Source organism: Lebetimonas sp. JS138, assembly GCF_000523335.1.
Classification (GTDB): Bacteria; Campylobacterota; Campylobacteria; order Campylobacterales; family Nautiliaceae; genus Lebetimonas.
The window spans coordinates 37507-54074 of the sequence record NZ_ATHT01000002.1 but is presented as its reverse complement, the minus strand read 5'-3'; the positions used below and the strand labels follow the sequence as shown (position 1 = coordinate 54074).

Here is a 16568-nt window from a genome sequence, read left to right as displayed (position 1 = left end):
TTCTCCTTAATTTTTTCTAAAATTATAAAAGAGGAAGTTAAACAAAATGTAAACAGACTGCTACTTTTTTATCTATATTTCTAATTTCAAACTTTATTTTATATTCATCTGCTATTTTTTTAACAATATAAAGTCCAAGCCCAAAACCGCCCTCACTACTATTTTCTCTTACAAATTTTTTTGTAATGTTTTCAATATTTTTAATTTCACCAATATTTTTTGTACAAAATTTTCCTTTTTTAAGTTTAATCTCAATAGTTGAATTATTAGGAGCATATTTAATTGCATTTGAAAGTAAATTATCAATAATTCTAATTAAATCTTCTTCATCAAAAATTACTTCAAAACTTTCACAATCTTTTATAACTTTTAAGTTTTTATTTTCAATTTGAGTTTCAAAAACTAAAATCCTCCTAGAAACAAGCTCTTTTAAATCAATCTTTTTTAACTCTTTTTTCTTTTTATGATACAACCTTATATATTTTAAGTCTTCAAAAATTTTACTAAGTCTCATACTAGCATTTTCTATTCTTTTTATAGCTTTTTTATTTGGTTTTTCTTTAATCATCTCAATATTTGTAAGAATTATGCTAATAGGAGTATTCATTTCATGAGTTGAATCTCGTATAAAGTCTTCTAAACTATTTATAACCTCTTTCATAGGAGCTAAAAATACTCTTCCTAACCAAAAAGAAACAAAAGTTAAAAAAAATAAAAAGAAAATATTAAATATCAACAAATTTTTATATAAAATATTAAATTTTGTTTTATTAAGTGGTTTTTCAGCGATAACATCTATTATTCCCCATCTTTTAATCATTTCAAACCTGTAATAAATATATTTTCTTTTAATCCAAAACGTTTTATCAAAATATACTTTTTCAGGATTAAAATTCGAATATATTAATTTTTTATCTTTATATATTACAATTTTTAAATTTGTTGGAGAAGTAAATTTATAATTGATTATTTTTATAAACATTCCTCTGTTTTGTTCTAAAAAAACCTTTATTTCTGTTTCAATTGACTTAATTTCACTTTCAATAATATTTTTATAAGCTAATTTATAATAAAAAAACTCTCCTATACCTATCAAAAAAATTGTAGATACTAGATAAATTAGCAAAAACCTCCTTAAAGCCTTCTTTTCAGCCAACAAATTTATATCCCCTGCCACTTATTGTCTCAATACTATCTTTTCCTAAAACAAACCTTAAATTATTGATAAAAGTCCTTAATGATTTTTCATTTGGTTCATCTAATCCATACAGATATTCAAAAATTTCCTCCTTACTTACAACCCTGTTTCTGTTTTGTATAAAAAATTTTAAAAGCTCTGCAACTTTCGGTTTTAAATGAATAGTTTTATTATCTTTTTTCAATTCTAAATTATTCAAATCAAATTCAAATCCGTTTTTTAATCTTACTATATTTGAATCTCCATATACCCTTTTGATAATTGCATCAATTCTGTATTTGAGTTCTTTTAAGGAAAAAGGTTTTTTTATATAATCATCCCCGCCGCTTAAAAAACCTTCTTCAACATCTTTTTCACTATCAAGTGAAGTTAAAAAAATAACAGGTGTGTTTTTAAATTTCCTGATCTCTTTTACTGCACTAAATCCGTCCATTTTTGGAAGTTTTACATCAAAAATCATTAAATCATAATTATTTTCGTAAGCTTTTTTTAGAGCTTCTTCCCCGTCAAACACACTATCTATTTCATAAAAATTTTGCAGATATTCTTTTATAGTCTCATTTAAATCTATATCATCTTCCACTAACAATATTTTCATTTTCTCTTCCTTATTTCCCCCATACTCATAAACACACCTGCCAAAAACACTAAAAATCCACCTGTTATCTGATAAATATTAGGCACTTGGCCTAAAATAAGCCACGCAAGAATCATTGCAAAAAAAAGATCCGTAAATGCAATAATAGAAGCGGCCGAAAGTTTTATATAATTTAGGGAATCATACCAGAGAAAAAGTGCCAGTGCGGTATGGACAACTCCGGTAACGGCTGAAACGACAATTCCCTGAATTGTAATATGATAATTATTTATAAACAAAAACGGGAATGTTAAAAAAATGGAAATAAAAACCTGCCAGGCAGTAACATCCAAAGCTTTATGATATTTTGTGGCTATTTTGGAAAAAAAACCCAAAAATCCGTAAAAAACTCCTGAAAGCAAGGCAATAAAAACAAATTTATTTACTTCAATTTCGCCTTTTACACTGAAAATCACACCTAAAAGGGCAAAAAACATGGCAATTATCAAATTAATTGTTAGTTTTTCTTTTAAAAAAATTACAGATAAAATAATGGTAAATATAGGACCCGTATAATACATTACTATAACAGTTGAAACACTTATAAAATTTACCGCCCAGAATAGAAAAATCCAGTTAAAACTTAGCATAATTCCCGATAAAAAAATTGGCCAAAAAGGTCTTAATTTAAAAAATTCTTTAATTCCTGTTTTTTTAATAGCAAAATAGAGCAAAAAAGGAAAAGCAAAAACGACCCTAAAAAATACAAAAACCCCGCTTGGAAGATGTGAGAGAATAGACATTATCGGAGTGCTGCCCCATAAAAAGGCGGCACTAAACATTTCAATTATACCTCTTTTTTTCATTTTTTCAACTTTATTCCATATATCCCCCCATCGGTATAAGTTGAAAACAGTTTTGTAATTTCAACTTCAATATTTTTTTTTCTTACTTTATCCAAAAAATTATTAAGGTGTGTCAAATATATTTTCCTATCAATACACTCAACAAGTTCTTTAAAAGAACTTTTTAATGCAAGGCTTTTAGCCAGGTTAATTTCCCCAATGAGTGCAAGATATCTTTCAAAAATCAGTTCTTCCCTAAACGCTGTAAAATGCAAAATAATACTTCTATCCATCTCTTTTTGTGTATAAAAACTTGGTAAAAAATGATAAATCCCCTCAATTTTTTCAAAATTTATATTTTTTACTTCAAAAAAATTTAAATTTCTTTTTTTATATATAAAAATGCCGTTTTCATTTTTAATTACATTTTCCCCATCATATTTGTCATGTTTGGCAATAACTCTTATAACCTCAACTCCTGAATTAACTAAATTATTCAGTTCTTCATAAACATCCCTGTCAAATACATCAACAAAAACATCTTCACTAAAATACCTGCTTTTAGAATAATAAATAGTAATTATAAGCGTTGAAGCGCTTTTAGCACTGTATAAATGGGTACAATCGGCATCAAATTCAACAACATCTCCCTGGTTAATTTCTTTTGGATCATCCACTTTCCCTACTGTGATACTTCCGTTTAAAACAAAAATTTTTTCTTTTGTACCTGCAAAATGAGGTTTCGCAATGTAAGTTGCATTTTCTTTTAAATTCATTTTATAACTTTCAAATGAATCGTTTTTTTCAATTAGTGTAACGCTCACACCCTCTTCTTTTATTTCACCCTCGCCTACAAGCTCTCCAAAAGGAACACCTAAAATTTCGGCAATGGCCCAGATTGTTTTGATAGTCGGATTTGTTTTATTCTCTTCTATTTTAAAAAGTGTGGATTTTGCAATCCCGGCTCTTTTTGCAAGTTCGCTTAAATTTAATCCTTTGTTTTCTCTTAGAAACTTTATTTTCTCTCCAAGTGTCATATTAAGCCTTTTGTTTCTTTTAAGAATTATAACAAAATATTTGTTTCTTATTGACTAATACAAATAAAACAAATATAATTTTAAAAAAGATATTTAATGAATTTAATTCAAGGAATCGCCACCATTGTAATTACACTTCTTGGAAGCGGAGTGTTTATAGTCCCCGCAATAAGCGCAACTTACAGCGGATGGACAGCGTTAATTGCATGGTTTTTAACAGCGGTTATGATTTTACCTGTGGCGTTTGTATTCGGAAAATTTGGCAAAATGTATCCCAGTGCAGGAGGAAGCGCTACATTTGTTGGTACGGCTTTTGGTAAAAAATTTGAAAAGGCGACATCATTTTTATATCTTTCAATAATCCCTATAGGCCCACCTGTTGTAATAATTACCGCTGCATCATATCTTGCCGGTGCTTTTGGAAAAGAATATCTTGTTGATTTTATTATTCTGGCGGCAGTAATAATTTTGATATTAAACCTATTATCTCTTAATATATCATCAAATATAAATATTTTTATAACAATTACAATCACAAGTATTATTATCTGTTTTTTCATATATGCACTTTTTCAAAACTTCCACATCACAAATCACAAATTACATATTATTAAAACTCTCGGAATTGTGTTTTGGTGTTTTGTGGGTATAGAGGCACTGAGCCATATATCACATGAATTTAAAAATGAAAACGACTTTTTTAAAGCGGTTGTTACAGGAATAATAACCGTTGCTTTTTTGTATATGGCCGTAACTTTTTCGGTTTTGGTATTCAATGCATATGGAAACGAATCAAAAAATCTCCACTCACTTGTAATAATTGCATCAAAAGTAATGCCTTATACCGACAAATTAATGGCAATTATCGCTTTTAGCATATGCATAATGGCTCTTAATTTATATGTTGCGGCTCTTACACGCTTAGCAACCACCCTGAATATAGAATTTAAAAAAGCACTTTTTATTATTATGGGAATAATTTTAGTTGTAAGCATTTTAAAATTTAAAATCAATTTTAAAGTGGATTTGCTTATTACATATGCAAACGGGGTTTTTGTATTAATCTATTTTTTGGTATCACTTTCGGCTTTGAAAATTTTAAAAAACAAAATCTCTTTTTTTGCAGTTGTTTCAATGAGCTTAATTATCTTTGTAATAGGATTTGATATGTTTTATGCGACAGCTGTATTTTTAATATTTATAATTTTACAAAAAAGAGGTTTAAAAAACCTCGAAATTTGCGAGTAATTTATCTATTCTTTTTATCACTTTTTCTTTTCCAAGGACGCTTAACATTGCCGCAAGGTCAATTCCTTTGGTATCCCCCACCATTGCGATTCTAAGAGGCGGCATTAAAAATTTGGGTTTAATCTGTTTTAATTCCAAAAATTCATGCATGATATCATGCCATTCATTTGGCAGTTTTGGATTTTTATCTTCTAAAAAGACTACAAATCCATTTAAATTGGCCAAAACATCATCTTTTATAAATTTTTTAACCGCTTTTTCATTATATTCACCCGGAGCGTTTAGTATTTTTTCAATTTCTGTGGCCATTTCTTTTAGGGTTTTTACCCTCTCTTTCAATTCATCTATTAAAATCTCTTTTCTGTCATGATTTACAATGTCAACACCAAAATCGTCTCTTAATATAATTTCCAATCTTTCATTCGGCGAATTTTTAATATAATGGGAGTTTAACCACTCAAGCTTTTCTTTATTGAATCTGCTTGGGGCTTTATTAATGTCTTTCGGGTCAAACAGGTTTATCATTTCTTCCATGCTGAAAATTTCCTGATCCCCGTGAGACCATCCGAGGCGCACTAAAAAGTTAAGCAAAGCTTCCGGAAGAAAGCCTTCTTTCTTATATTCCATCACATCCACAGCACCGTCACGCTTACTCATTTTGCCGCCTTTTTCATTATGAATCATAGGCACATGGTAAAATTTCGGCATTTTCCATCCGAAAGCTTCATAAAGCAGCATCTGTTTGAATGTATTTCTTAAATGGTCATCCCCCCTTATAATATCCGTCAAACTCATTTCATGGTCGTCAATTACAACCACAAAATTATATGTAGGAGTTCCGTCACCCCTGGCAATTACAAAATCTTCAATTTCTTTTGCATCCACACACTGCATTCCCTTTACACCATCTTCAAAACAAATTTTTCCCTCAAGAGGCGTTTTAAATCTTATTACATAAGGCTTATCAAGTTCACCCTTAAAATCTCTGTATTTTCTTATGTCAATAGGGGGTTCCCCGCCTTTCATTTTGGCGTTTCTTATTATTTCAAGCTCTTCTTTTGTGAGGTAACATTTATATGCAAGACCTTTTTGCAGCAGTTCGTTTACAAATTCTTTATAAATATCAAACCTCTCACTTTGAAAAACCACTTCCCCGTCATAATTAAGCCCAGTCCACTCAAACGCTTTTATTATGGCTTCAACTGCTTCTTGTTTATTTCTTTTCCGGTCCGTATCTTCTATTCTTAGTCTGAATTTTCCGTTGTTTTTTCTGGCCCAAAGCCAGTTAAAAAGAGCAGTTCTAAGCCCGCCGATATGCAGATATCCTGTAGGGGAGGGAGCAAATCTTGTAATTACCATTATTTTCCTTTTTTTGTGAAATTATACCAACAATTAATAATGAAAAATTAAAAGTGAAAAGTTAAGAACAATATCTTAATATTTTAAATTTTTCATTTTTCACTTTTAACTATTAATTTATTCAATATTTTAACTCCTACCATCACAACAATAACTTCAATTACAGCCGCAACAACCAAAACATTATACCAATAATCATTTATTGTATGATTCTGATGTGCAAGAGCGGCAACAGCAATCATTAGAGTAAGAGGCATGGAAAGGCTTATACCAAACAATATACTTTTTAAATTCAAAATACGGAAAAAAACAGATGAAGCAAAAATTCTTATTAAAATCATTAAAAGCACGATATAAAAACTGTCAATCAACATTTTTGAAGAAAGAAGTTTTATATCAAGACTTGAACCCACATGCACAAAAAATATTGGAATCAAAAAACCGAATCCAAAAGGCGCCAATTTGTGCTCAAGCGATTTATTATGCTCAAAAAACGTTTTCAAAAACACCCCTACCACAAAAGCCCCCAAAACCACATCAATACCTATTTTATACAAAAGAACAATTACTATAAAAAAGAGGCTAATTGCAATTCTCACATCCTGATGATATTTATCAATTCCCGGCATCAGATAAAATTTAATCTCGGGAAACCACCAAAAAAGTGTTCTCATTATAAAAAACAAAACCGCAAGGGAAATTAAAACTGCCATTAATATAGAAATATTTACAAAAAATCTGTATGTAAAGCCAAATTCAAAATAACTGCTAAGAAGTGTCAAAACAATAATAGAAACAACCTCGGCAATTACCCCTACTTTCATTGCAAGTTCAAGCCACTCTTTTTTGCCGATTTCCTGTTGCAAAGAGAGTATAAGCCCAACCGAAACCAGAGGAAAAACAACAATAAATATTTTACTGAATCCTAAGAAAAAAACGCTCAATAAACTAAGCAGATACATTAATATCAAAAATAAAACAGCATAGATAAATATCTTTTTTTCAAGTTTAAACATCTCTTTTAAGTTTATTTCCATCCCGGCAAGCAGCATTAAATATAAAAAACCTGTTTCAGAAAGTAAGCTAAAAATTTCATTTTCCCCAATTAATCCTATAAAACTGAAAATTGCTCCCAAAATAATTTCAACCGCCAAAATGGGAAAACGAAATATAGAACTTATAAAAGGTGAAATAAGAATAATTACTGCTAATGATAAAATCAAAATAAACTCAGCATGCATTTGCTATCTCTATATTTTCTTTTTTTAATATTTCTATATCCCTGTCGGGTCTCTCGCCTTTTGTTGTCAGATAATCCCCGATAACTATAGAGTTAGCACCTGCTTTTATTCCTTCAATCCAAGTCTCTTTAAATACAATTTCCCGGCCTCCCGCCATCATTACAATAGAATTTGGAAATTCGCTCCTTATTTTTTTAATTATATTAACTGCAAATTCTTTTGTGTGGGTTGCTTTTAGAGGCAGTTTTGGATTTTCTATAAAAAAGTTTATCGGTATTCCTTCAGGATTAAGTTTTTTTAGTGAATTAATAAGACTTATTCTATCCTCTTCACTTTCTCCCATTCCAAAAATTCCTCCGCAGCAAAGTCCAAGACCCACTGATTTTATATTTTCACATGTTTTAAATCTTTCATCCCAGCTGTGGGTTGAACAGATTTTAGGATAATATTCCTGACTTGTTTCAAGATTGTGGTTATAAATTTTTACACCGCAGTTTTTAAGTTCCTTTAATGCAACTTTGCTTGCAATTCCGTTGCATGCAATAATAGTTATATCCACTTCTTTGAGTATTGCCTTACTTGCCCTGCCTACATATTCAAGTGTTTTGTCATCAAGACCTTTCCCGCTTGTAACAAGACAAAATCCGCTTGCCCGGTTTTTTTTTGCAAGTTTTGCCTCATAAACAATAGTTTTAATACTTTTTTCCCTGTATCTGTTTATATTAGCACCCCATTTGACACTCTGGATACAAAACCTGCAGTCTTCCCTGCACGCCCCACTTCTAATATTTGATATAGCACATAAATATACCTTATCCATAAACCTTCTTTTTTGATATAATTATACCACACGACTCGTTAGCTCAACTGGCAGAGCATCGGACTCTTAATCCGAGGGTTGTGGGTTCGATTCCCACACGGGTCATTTTAAACTGAAATTATTTCAATATCCGAGGAATAAAATCCTTTATCATTTGTCGCTATATAATCAGATTTTACTTTTTTAGCCAAAATATATTGAATGGTGTCTTCAAAGTCTTTAAATTTTTTATCTTCATTCATTAAATCAATGGCTTGTTTGGCTTCTTTATTACCAAAAGGTATAATCTTAACTAATTTTAAAAGATTTTCAATAGCTTGTAATGGATTTTGAGTTTTAGAAGTTATATAATAAATTGTGGTTAAAATATCGCAACTGGTATAAAAATAATCTTCTAAATGAGTTCTAAAAAAGTCAACTGCTGCATTATGTTTTGCTCTTTTTGGATCAATAAAATCAATAAGAATATTTGCATCAATGAATATCTTTTTCACTTTTAACCTTTTGAATGGCTTTTAATTCTTTTATCCCTGTATCAACCGGATTGTTCATAAAATACTCTAATGCTTCTTTTTTATTTTTAAGTCTTTCATCTTCTAACTTTTGAAGATATTCTTTTAAAGCCTCCCTGATAAAAAAACTTTTTGATTTTTTAGTCTGCTTTACTATTGTTTCAAGTTTATTCTCTAATTCTTTATCAAGCCTAATACTTAGCATTATTACTCCTTGTATTATTGTATTACATTATTATAGCATATTATTAATATAATATTTCACTTTGCTTAAAGCCCAATTTTATAAAAACTAAATAATCAGAACAATTATAACAGTAGATACACGGGTCACTTTTTAAAATAATATATTTTATTCTCCTGAAACAGTCTTTTCTTTGCCAAAAATTTTTTTTCCGCAAAAATTGCAAATATTAAAATAAAAATTAAAATCATCCATAAAATAATAGCTTTTATTCTATGCTCTTTTGCTTTTTTTTCTTCCCACCATTTTCTCGGTTTAACACCCTGAAACAAAAATGTCAAAACACCGGCAAGATTTAAACTTGCAAAGTTTGCCAAAAAAAGTAAAAAACTCCCTGTTGCATATAAAAAATATCCGTTAGATATTAATAATCCCGTGTTAACCAAAGGGGGAAGCAGGGAAATTGCAACCATAACACCCACAAGTCCCATCATTTGACCTGTGGTAAACGCCAATGTTCCGGCAACCCCTGAAACAAAAGCAATAATCAAATCAGGATAATTTACAGCTATTCTGCTTTTTATTTCAAAATTGTCAACATCAATATTTAGAAAACACCCTATTGCAACCGATAAAAGCAGAGCAATAAAACAGCCGATCAAAAAAGCCGCAATTCCTTTTTTTTCAAGTTCCAAATCTCCTAAAACCGTGGCAAACGAAACGGCAATATTCGGAGAGAGCAAAGGGGCTATCACCATGGCGCCGATTATAATTGCCCCGCTGTTTTTATAAAGCCCAAATGCTGCAATTATTGTTGAAAGAACAATCATTGTTATAAAAATATAATTTATTTCAATCGATGAAACAATGGCATTGTAAAGCTCCGGAATACTTACTCTTATATGTTTGGTTTTTGAAATTTCCTGCTGGGGGAGCGGAAGGGTTGTTTTTACATCCATGCTGACAATTCTAAATCTCTCGTCTTTTGAAAATTTTCTTGAAAGCTTATCAATCAGTTTTTCGGATAATATCGCATCTACCAAAATTTGAAAAATAATTTTATCTTCAACAATTTCTTCACGCCAAAAATCGACAATATTTTCTTTTGAAAGCAAGGTTTGTATATCTTCTTTTTTTTCTTTTGGTAAAACAGCTTCAATTAATCTTAATTCCATAATTTTTCTTTTTATTAATTATAGCATTAAAAAATAAATTCTTTTTTCTTTTCTTTCCATTCACCATCATCAATTTTTCTGTAATAAAGAGTTACTATGTATTTATTTTCTTCAATATCCAGACTCATACATGTAGAAAATCCGTGGTCTCTTGCACAAACTTCACCCGGATTAAGAATCAAATTTTTACCGTTATAGCTTATATCCACATCATGCGTGTGTCCGTAAACAATTATATCGGTATCCAAAGGAAACATATATTTTGGATAATGCATTAATTTCCATGTTTTGTTTGCAAGTTTAAAATAATAAGGTTCAGTTACAAGATTATACTTATCAATTACACTGTATAAATGGTGGTCGTTATTACCAAGAACAGCCACATATCTGATTTTCTTTTCTAAATATTCCAAAACTTCGACTCTAACAATATCTCCCGCATGAAGCATAAATTCTATATTTTTGCTCAAAAGCAAATCTATTGCTTTTTTGGCCCTTCCCGGTTTTTTATGTGTATCTGAAATAATACCTATTTTCAAATATCTTTCCTTGTTTTGCATTTTATACATTCAAGTACTTCTTTTCCCCTGTATGTACGCTTGGCCATTAAATATCCGCATTCCGGACATTTTTCATTGGTGGGACGATATTTGGAAATAAATTTGCATTTCGGATAATTGCTGCAACCGTAAAACTCGCCTCTACGGGATTTTCTTTTTATTATATCCCCGCCACATTCCGGGCATTTTACATCTTCAAGAATTTCAGGAGGGTTAAGCGGTTTTGTGTTTTTACATTTCGGATAATTGCTGCATGCCAAAAACTCCCCGTTTTTTCCTTTTTTAATAACCATGTCGGCCCCGCATTTGTCACATTTGACATCGGCTTTTTTTACTTTTTCTTCTTTCAATGGCCTTGTATATTTACATTTCGGGTAGCTGCTGCAGGCTATAAACTCTCCGAATCTCCCTTTTCTGATAACAAGAGGCGCCCCGCATAAAGGGCATGTCTCATCAATTGGTTTTGCAATTTTTTGTGAGGGGATTTCTTTATATCCTTTATCAATCATATCCATAAAAGGTTTGTAAAATTCTTTTAACACTTCCTGCCAGTCTTTTTTGTTTTCCGCAATTTTATCAAGCATTTCTTCCATATTCGCAGTAAAATTCGCATCCACTATATTTGGAAAATGTTTTTCAAGCGTTTCAATAACATTAAAGGCAATTTCTGTAGGATAAAGTTTTTTATCTTTTACCTCAACATAATTTCTGTTTTGAAGCAAAGTGACGGTCGGGGCGTAAGTGGAAGGCCTTCCGATTCCAAGAGATTCGAGTTTTTTAATAAGACTTGCCTCCGTGTATCTTTCAGGCGGTTTTGTAAAATGCTGGATTGCTTTTACATCATCCGGTTTTAATTTTTCGCCTTTTCTGAATTCAGGCAATAATTCATCTGCGCTCGGTTTTCCGTAAACTTTATAAAATCCGTCAAAAATCAGTTTTTTACCGCTTATTTTAAATTCGCCCAATTCATTGGAAATATAAATATTTTGGGTTTCATATTCGGCATCTTTCATCTGAGATGCCAAAAATCTGTTATAAATCAGAGTATATAATTTTAATTCATCTTTAGTTAAATAGTTTTTTAAATCCTCCGGGGTCAGTCTCACATCAACCGGTCTTATTGCTTCATGCGCCTCCTGTGCACCTGATGATTTTGTTTTGTATGTTTTAGCCTGGGCATAATTCTCACCTATATTTTCTTTTATAAATTTCACTGCCCCCTCCCGGGCTTCTTTTGCAATATTTAAACTGTCAGTTCTCATATAGGTGATAATACCGCTCTCGCCCACAGGGGTTTTAACACCTTCATAAAGTTTTTGCGCTATCTGCATTGTTCTTCTCGGGCCAAATCCCAGCTCGCTGCTTGCAACCTGCTGAAGAGTTGAAGTCATAAACGGAGCGGGTGATTTTACTTTTGTTTTTTTCTTTTCTATTTTAGAAACCGTATATTCAAGAGGCTTAAGCTCTTTTACTACTTTTTCCGCTTCATCTTTTGTTTTTATATCAAATTTATCAAGTTTTTTGCCGTTATATTTAATTAAACTGCCGGCCTTGTTTTTAAAAACGGCTTCTATACTCCAGTATTCCTGAGGAACAAACGCTTTGATTTCCCTTTCCCTGTCCACTATAAGTTTAAGCGCAGAACTTTGAACCCTGCCGGCGCTTAAACCTTTTTGAATTTTTTTATTAAGTAAAGGTGAAAGTTTATAACCCACAATTCGATCAAGAAGTCTTCTTGCCTGCTGGGCGTTTACTCTGTTAATATCAAGCTTTTTCGGTGTTTTTAACGCATTTTTTATAGCGGTTTTTGTAATTTCATGAAACACAATTCTAGGAAGTTCTTCCGGATTTTTGCCTATTACGTTTGCTATGTGAAACCCTATCGCCTCACCTTCTCTGTCTTCATCGGTAGCTATATAGATATTTTCTGATTTTTTTGCAAGTTCTTTCAGTTTTTTTGCAATATCCTGATGGTCTTTGGTAACGCGATACTGAGGAAAGAATTTATCATCTTCTATTTTTATACCAAATGAAGTTTTGGGCAAATCCCTTATATGCCCTTTACTCGCAACAACTTCATAATTTTTACCTAAAAAATTTTTAATTGTTTTTGCTTTTGCGGGAGATTCCACTATTATCAAATTCTTACTCAATACAGGCCTTTTTTAGCCGCAATTATATTTATGAAAAGAAAAAAAGTCAAATTAACTGTTTGAATTTAAAGAAAAAAATCCCACGGTAACAAAAATCCAGCCTATTAATATAATTATAAAACCAACAACTATTATTGTTAAAAAACTTCCGATAAAAATAAGATTTCCACCCGTTGAAAACATTTTTTCATTTGTTATTTTGCTTAAAGAATTAAAACATTTTTTAAAAAACAGCGAACTAACTATGCCCAAAATATATAACACAATTCCAATAATTGAGACAAAAACCAAAACGGAAGTCATTTCATCGGAAGAATTGTCGCTTCCGGCCATTATTGCAATAATAAAACCGAGTATCAAAAATAAAAACAGAAAAGAATTTACAAAATAAAGCACTGTTGCTATTATAAAATTTTTAAAAGCTTTTTCATCTTTTTTAAATTCGGAAAGCTGCTTGATTGCAATAGCCATCAGTATAAACCCGACCACACTCGCAAGCAAAGAAATAGCCGCCCCTATATGTGGAATGGGTGAAAAAAATCCGGCTATCAGCAGCAATACTCCCCCGCTGCCTCCAAATGTTTTAATATTTTCTTTTATTTTTTTATCCGGAGTTTCCAACAGATAAATTTTTAGTGCTTTTTCTTCATTTACTTCAAAATCCACAGTATCGTTTTTTTGCGGAGGGGTCTGTTCCTTCCACTCTTTTATTTCAAATTCGTATCTTTTGCCGTCATCTCCGCTTATTACACCTTTCCCCTCCTGAAGATTAAAATCTAACACTTTTCCTTTCATTTACTAAAACCAGCATCGTTTATTTTTAACATAAATTTCTTCAAAATCTTTATCGGATTTAAATATATATATTAATGATTCAATAAATGCGATTACCGCAATTACAAAAGAGGGAATTCCCGCTAAAAAAATACCCACAAGAAAAACAACCAGCATTATTATGCCTTCTTTATTGCATCCCAAATAAAACTTATGTATTCCAAAACCTCCTAAAAAGAAAGCCAACAAAAATGCGACTATTTTACTTTTTTCACCTGATGAAGGAGAATTTTCCAAATCATAATAAATTCCTACAGCCCTGCCTTCTTCATTTACTTCAAAATCCACAGTATCGTTTTTTTGCGGAGGGGTCTGTTCCTTCCACTCTTTTATTTCAAATTCATATCGTTTGCCGTCATCCCCGCTTATTACACCTTTTCCCTCCTGAAGATTAAAATCTAACACTTTTCCTTTCATCTCTTTCTCCTTTAATTTTTTATGACTTAAATTATATTAATTATTTATTAAAAAATCAACTGAGCCTATCCCTGAAATCCTCGTAATGAAATTCACGGGATACAAAAAACTCTCCATTTTTTCTTTTTATTATAATTGAAGGAAGTCTTACCCCGTTAAATGCGGTGTTTTTCACATAAGTATAAATCGCCATATCTTCAAAAATAACCCGTTCACCCACTTTAAGAGGCTCATCAAAACTGTAATCCCCTATAACATCACCGGCTAAGCATGTAACTCCCCCGAACCTGTAAGTATATTTTTTCTCACCCGGTTTTCCCGCACCTCTGACTTCCGGGCGGTATGGCATCGCTAAGACATCTGGCATATGGGCTTCCGCCGACGTGTCAAGAATTGCTATTTTCATTCCGTTGTCAATTATATCAAGCACCTCTGTTTCAAGATATCCTGCATTTAACCCAACAGCTTCGCCCGGTTCGAGATAAACATCTTTGATATTAGGATAACGGTTTTTAAATTCCTTAATTAATTTTATTAAATTTTCAACATTATATTCTTTTCTTGTAATATGATGACCCCCACCGAAATTTACCCATTCCATATCTTTAATGTATTCACCGAAATTGTTCTCAAACCCTTCAAGAGTTTTCTCCAAAGCAGTGTCTAACTGCTCGCAGAGAGCATGAAAATGCAGACCGCTTATATTTTTTAATTTATTTGCTTTAAAATTTTCCTTTGTAATTCCAAGACGGCTAAAAAGGGCACAAGGGTCGTAAAGCGCCACAGGGGCGCTTGAAACACCGGGATTTATCCTAAGCCCTATTAAAGCTTTATCCTTAACCCTGTTTTCAAATCTTTCAAGCTGATTAAATGAATTAAAAACAACTGTATGGGAAATATCGGCTATTTCATCTATTTCATCTTCTTTATATGCTGGTGAGTAGGTATGAACTTCCCAGGGTTTCATATTCCCAAGCTTTGCTTCCCAAAGACCGCTCGCGGTAGCTCCGCTTAAATATTTTTCCAATAAATCAAATGTAGACCATGCGGCATATCCTTTAAGAGCCACAAGTATTTTACAATTTGCCTGTTTTTGTACATATTCAAGTATTTTTAAATTGTTTTCTAATTTTTCTTCTTCTATTATATAAGCCGGAGTTTTTATCATTTAAATCCTTTTTAATAAAATTTAATAATTTTAACTTCGCTTCCCGCTTTTAATTCATAAAGCCCCTCATCAAGCCACATCAGGGCCTTTGTTGTTATAAGATTGGTCAAAATGGCACTGCTGCCGCTTTTTTTACCTCTAACATCTACAACATATTTACCGTTTTCAAAAGATAAATTCACAGCAACAAACTGTGTTTTTTTAAAAACCTTTTTAAAATCATCCCTTAGAGTCGCGCTTAAAAACTCAACAGATTTTTTATTTTCAAAACTGTCGGCAATAGGCGCCACATACAAAAGAAACGTAACAAACGAACTGTATGGAAATCCCGGAAGCGAAACTATATATTTACTGCCGGCCCTTGCCACCATAATCCACTGGCCGGGCTTTATATTGACCCCGTGAAACAAAACATCAAATTCACCCGTAACTTCTTTTACAAAATCAAAATCCCCCACACTGACACCCCCCGTGGTAACAACAATATCACTTGAATCAAGCGCATTTAAAATTTTTTCTTTTATTTCATTTTTTTTATCCCCAGCAATTCCCAAATTATGAGAATCATACCCCAAACTTCGTGCAAGAGCATTCAGGGTATAATTATTGGAGCTTCTGATTTGCCCGAGCCTTACTTCATCATTAATATCTGCAATTTCCTCCCCGGTGGCAATAATTGAAACAACAGGTTTTCTTACCACATATACGCTGCTTATTCCAAGACTTGCCAAAACGCCAATTTCTCCGGCTTTAATTACTGTTCCTTTTTTTATTAAAACTTCACCTTTTCTAAAATCTTCTCCTATAGGTCTAACCGAATATCCTTTTTCTACTTTTTCTTTTACTATTAATTTATCTCCCTTGACCTCAACATTTTCAATAGGCACTAACGTATCGCTACCTTCCGGCATAAAAGAACCTGTAAATGTTTTAACGGCTTCACCGTTACTTATTTTATTAAATTCAAAACTTCCGGCAGGGTTTCGTCCTATTATTTTTATTTCTTTTTCTATATCCTCATATCTGATTGCATACCCGTCCATAGAGGCGGTCGGCATATAAGGATTGTCATATTTTGCGGCAATATCTTCGGCTAAAATTCTATTCAGGGCATTATCCAAAAAAACTTTTTCAGAATCTTTAGTTTTTGGCAAATTCTCTTTTAAAATTTTTTGTGATTCTTCAAAACTTATATGTGCCATTTATTCTCCTTAACTTTAAACTTTTCATTTTTAACTTT

Annotated in this window: 17 protein-coding genes and 1 tRNA gene; 2 read left to right on the top strand and 16 right to left on the bottom strand. The window is 31.8% G+C overall.

Features of this window, described 5'->3' with window-relative positions; genetic code table 11:
- Nucleotides 1-37 precede the first annotated feature (37 nt).
- The 4 genes from DZ67_RS0108770 to DZ67_RS10320 are packed head-to-tail and all read right to left on the bottom strand — an operon-like array spanning nucleotide 38 to nucleotide 3657.
- Nucleotides 38-1126: a sensor histidine kinase gene (locus tag DZ67_RS0108770; RefSeq protein ID WP_024791039.1), complete on the bottom strand. Its 1089-nt coding sequence runs from the start codon at nucleotides 1124-1126 to the stop codon at nucleotides 38-40.
- Nucleotides 1127-1148: 22 nt separating this feature from the next.
- On the bottom strand, nucleotides 1149-1796 hold the full coding sequence (locus DZ67_RS0108765; protein WP_024788256.1) for a response regulator transcription factor: 648 nt from the start codon (nucleotides 1794-1796) through the stop codon (nucleotides 1149-1151).
- Complete coding sequence (locus DZ67_RS0108760) at nucleotides 1793-2641, bottom strand: DMT family transporter (RefSeq protein WP_024788255.1); 849 nt, start codon at nucleotides 2639-2641, stop codon at nucleotides 1793-1795. The genes DZ67_RS0108765 and DZ67_RS0108760 overlap by 4 nt, the downstream gene beginning before the upstream one ends.
- Nucleotides 2638-3657: a helix-turn-helix domain-containing protein gene (locus DZ67_RS10320; RefSeq protein ID WP_024788254.1), complete on the bottom strand. Its 1020-nt coding sequence runs from the start codon at nucleotides 3655-3657 to the stop codon at nucleotides 2638-2640. The genes DZ67_RS0108760 and DZ67_RS10320 overlap by 4 nt, the downstream gene beginning before the upstream one ends.
- A 96-nt stretch (nucleotides 3658-3753) precedes the next feature.
- On the opposite strand from DZ67_RS10320, the gene DZ67_RS0108750 reads away from it, so the two are divergent.
- Nucleotides 3754-4905, top strand: coding sequence for an amino acid permease (locus DZ67_RS0108750; protein ID WP_024788253.1), 1152 nt, complete (start codon nucleotides 3754-3756; stop codon nucleotides 4903-4905).
- Here the strand turns inward: DZ67_RS0108750 and gltX are convergent.
- From gltX to DZ67_RS0108735, 3 genes are all read right to left on the bottom strand, one after another.
- Entirely contained in the window at nucleotides 4879-6264 is a 1386-nt protein-coding gene (gene gltX, locus DZ67_RS0108745) for a glutamate--tRNA ligase (RefSeq protein ID WP_024788252.1), read from the bottom strand. The genes DZ67_RS0108750 and gltX overlap by 27 nt on opposite strands.
- Before the next feature lie 92 nt (nucleotides 6265-6356).
- Complete coding sequence (locus tag DZ67_RS0108740; RefSeq protein ID WP_024788251.1) at nucleotides 6357-7505, bottom strand: cation:proton antiporter; 1149 nt, start codon at nucleotides 7503-7505, stop codon at nucleotides 6357-6359.
- Nucleotides 7495-8325, bottom strand: a complete 831-nt coding sequence (locus DZ67_RS0108735) for a biotin synthase (RefSeq protein WP_024788250.1) — start codon at nucleotides 8323-8325, stop codon at nucleotides 7495-7497. Before DZ67_RS0108735 ends, DZ67_RS0108740 begins: the two co-directional genes overlap by 11 nt.
- A gap of 32 nt (nucleotides 8326-8357) precedes the next feature.
- Here DZ67_RS0108735 and DZ67_RS0108730 point away from each other — a divergent pair.
- Nucleotides 8358-8430, top strand: a tRNA-Lys gene (locus DZ67_RS0108730).
- A gap of 2 nt (nucleotides 8431-8432) precedes the next feature.
- Here DZ67_RS0108730 and DZ67_RS0108725 read toward each other — a convergent pair.
- The 9 genes from DZ67_RS0108725 to DZ67_RS0108685 all read right to left on the bottom strand — a co-directional run bounded on the left by DZ67_RS0108725 (nucleotide 8433) and on the right by DZ67_RS0108685 (nucleotide 16530).
- Nucleotides 8433-8819: a type II toxin-antitoxin system VapC family toxin gene (locus tag DZ67_RS0108725; RefSeq protein WP_024788249.1), complete on the bottom strand. Its 387-nt coding sequence runs from the start codon at nucleotides 8817-8819 to the stop codon at nucleotides 8433-8435.
- Nucleotides 8800-9042 (bottom strand): ribbon-helix-helix protein, CopG family, encoded by a 243-nt coding sequence (locus DZ67_RS0108720; protein ID WP_024788248.1) that lies wholly within the window; start codon nucleotides 9040-9042, stop codon nucleotides 8800-8802. Before DZ67_RS0108720 ends, DZ67_RS0108725 begins: the two co-directional genes overlap by 20 nt.
- A 125-nt stretch (nucleotides 9043-9167) precedes the next feature.
- Entirely contained in the window at nucleotides 9168-10196 is a 1029-nt protein-coding gene (locus DZ67_RS0108715; protein WP_024788247.1) for a TIGR00341 family protein, read from the bottom strand.
- 26 nt (nucleotides 10197-10222) lie between these two features.
- The gene (locus tag DZ67_RS0108710) at nucleotides 10223-10735 is read right to left on the bottom strand and encodes a metallophosphoesterase family protein (RefSeq protein WP_024788246.1); all 513 of its coding nucleotides are present in this window, start codon (nucleotides 10733-10735) and stop codon (nucleotides 10223-10225) included.
- A complete protein-coding gene (topA, locus tag DZ67_RS0108705; protein WP_024791993.1) occupies nucleotides 10732-12909 on the bottom strand; it encodes a type I DNA topoisomerase in 2178 nt (725 codons plus the stop codon). Before topA ends, DZ67_RS0108710 begins: the two co-directional genes overlap by 4 nt.
- A gap of 51 nt (nucleotides 12910-12960) precedes the next feature.
- Nucleotides 12961-13692: a DUF996 domain-containing protein gene (locus tag DZ67_RS0108700; RefSeq protein ID WP_024788244.1), complete on the bottom strand. Its 732-nt coding sequence runs from the start codon at nucleotides 13690-13692 to the stop codon at nucleotides 12961-12963.
- Between the two features lie 15 nt (nucleotides 13693-13707).
- Nucleotides 13708-14160, bottom strand: a complete 453-nt coding sequence (locus tag DZ67_RS0108695; RefSeq protein WP_024790330.1) for a TM2 domain-containing protein — start codon at nucleotides 14158-14160, stop codon at nucleotides 13708-13710.
- A gap of 55 nt (nucleotides 14161-14215) precedes the next feature.
- Nucleotides 14216-15328, bottom strand: coding sequence for a carboxynorspermidine decarboxylase (nspC, locus tag DZ67_RS0108690; RefSeq protein WP_024791593.1), 1113 nt, complete (start codon nucleotides 15326-15328; stop codon nucleotides 14216-14218).
- A gap of 11 nt (nucleotides 15329-15339) precedes the next feature.
- A complete protein-coding gene (locus DZ67_RS0108685) occupies nucleotides 15340-16530 on the bottom strand; it encodes a molybdopterin molybdotransferase MoeA (protein WP_024791592.1) in 1191 nt (396 codons plus the stop codon).
- Nucleotides 16531-16568 lie beyond the last annotated feature (38 nt).